This is a genomic window from Methylobacterium sp. WL12, assembly GCF_008039475.1.
In the GTDB taxonomy this organism is placed as follows: domain Bacteria; phylum Pseudomonadota; class Alphaproteobacteria; order Rhizobiales; family Beijerinckiaceae; genus Methylobacterium; species Methylobacterium cerastii.
In genome coordinates, this window is the sequence record NZ_VRUW01000263.1 from 1 (window position 1) to 254 (window position 254).

1 protein-coding gene is annotated in these 254 nt (G+C 64.6%); it reads left to right on the forward strand.

Annotated elements, in window-relative coordinates:
- Positions 1 to 124: ATP-binding protein (locus FV226_RS28425; protein WP_246691584.1), on the forward strand; the 124-nt coding region annotated here is incomplete at its 5' end.
- Positions 125 to 254 lie beyond the last annotated feature (130 nt).

The following is a 254-nucleotide window of genomic DNA, read 5'->3' on the forward strand; positions in this document are numbered from 1 at the left end:
GACTACCGCGCTGCTCGATCGCCTCACCCACCACTGCCACATCCTAGAGACCGGAAACGACAGCTTCCGCTTCAGGGCAAGTGCCGCAGCCGGAAAGCCGAAAAGGAGCCGCACCGTGAGTTGACCATGATCGGCCCCCACGAGGTGGTCCAAGGGTAAAGTTAGTGCACGGTGGGCCGCTCCGCCACGGGTAGCTTGGCCGGCGGAGCTGGTCTGGCAAGCGCAGCCGGCCAAGCGGAGAAGGCTGGCATGAA